The 1,364-nt window shown below is 64.7% G+C and carries 1 protein-coding gene; it reads right to left on the bottom strand.

The window, feature by feature from the left end; all coding sequences use genetic code 11:
* Positions 1-18 precede the first annotated feature (18 nt).
* Positions 19-1,272, bottom strand: a complete 1,254-nt coding sequence (locus HMPREF0591_RS29810; RefSeq protein ID WP_101930934.1) for an IS30 family transposase — start codon at positions 1,270-1,272, stop codon at positions 19-21.
* Positions 1,273-1,364 lie beyond the last annotated feature (92 nt).

Below are 1,364 nucleotides of genomic sequence, written 5' to 3'. Positions count from 1 at the left end.
CGACGGGGTGGGTTCTACTCAACGTCGCAACACCGACGGATCACTCGAGACTAACAGGGCAGCGAATAGATCGGCGGGGCAACGGTCTTGGAGGACCATGCGGGGGCGATGGTTGAGTTCGTGTTCGACGGCCAACAACTGCTCCGGCGGGTGGCTGATGAGGGTGACGCCCTTCGGGAAGTAGTCGCGCAGCAGTCCGTTGGTGTTCTCGTTCGTGCCGCGTTGCCAGGGTGATCTGGAGTCGCAGAAGTAGACGGGCGCGCCGAGCTTGTCGGTGGTGGCAAGGTGGCGCGCCATCTCGGTGCCCTGGTCCCAGGTGATCGACCGCATCAGCGTGGGTGGCAGATCCTTCATGCGGGCCACCAAGGCCGCGTGCAGGGAGTCGGCGTCACTGCGAGGCAGATGCACCAACCGCAGCATCCGGGTCTGGCGTTCGACCAGAGTGCCGATCGCCGAGAGGTGGTTATTACCGATGATAAGGTCGCCTTCCCAGTGGCCGGCTTCAGACCGGTCGACAGCCGAGAAGGACCGGTCGTGGATGGTGAGCATCGGCTGCTGGAACCGCGGCCGCCGGCAACTCTGGCGGTGATGCGCTCGGCGGTGATCTCGACCGGTGCGCAGCGGTGAGCGTCGGTGCGGCGCTAATCGCGAGGGCCGCATGAAACGTGAATTCGGTTGATAGACAGCTTGATAGATGCTTTCGTGGCATAACCACATCGATGAATCATCGGGGAAGCGGTGGCGGAGGTGACGGCTGATCTGTTGGGGGCTCCAACGCTGAAGAAGCAGCTCGGCGACCGCGTTACCGAGCTGGTCGTTGGTGTCGACCCGACGGCGGTGGTGACGTGCTCGTCGCGCGGTGGCTCGCCGGTGGGCATCGAAGGGCTGATATCCGCGGCCGGCTGGTGCGTTGCGCCGTAGCTCCCTCGAAATCGTCGACGGCGCTCGACCGAGTCGGGTGGCGATCGTCCGCACCCTCAGCCCTGAGTGATGCAGATCGGCGATCTCGATGCGCTCGTCCTGGGACAGGTATCGCGTGCTGATCTGGCGGACCGCTAGTCGATCTAGCGGCGGGACGAACCCGACCGCGACGCCGTTGCGGTAGGTCTTGTAACCGCGTGTCCAGTTCGTCGCAGCGGACCGGGACACACCGACTTCGCGGGCCGCGGCCCGCACGCTCCACCCGCGAGCCCGCAACTCCATGAACCGCTGACGCTTGGCCGACTGCGGACGACGTCCCGGCCCCTTCTTCACCCGACGCGACGATGCCAACACAACCTCCAGAATCTAGAGAAGTGTTGCGACCGCACCTAGAAACCACCGCGTCGACACGGGGTCAGTTTTCAGACGACGCCGACAACTGT

This window comes from Mycobacterium parascrofulaceum ATCC BAA-614 (genome assembly GCF_000164135.1).
Lineage (GTDB): Bacteria > Actinomycetota > Actinomycetes > Mycobacteriales > Mycobacteriaceae > Mycobacterium > Mycobacterium parascrofulaceum.
Note: the sequence above shows the minus strand (reverse complement) of the source record. Positions and strands in the feature narration are given on the sequence as shown.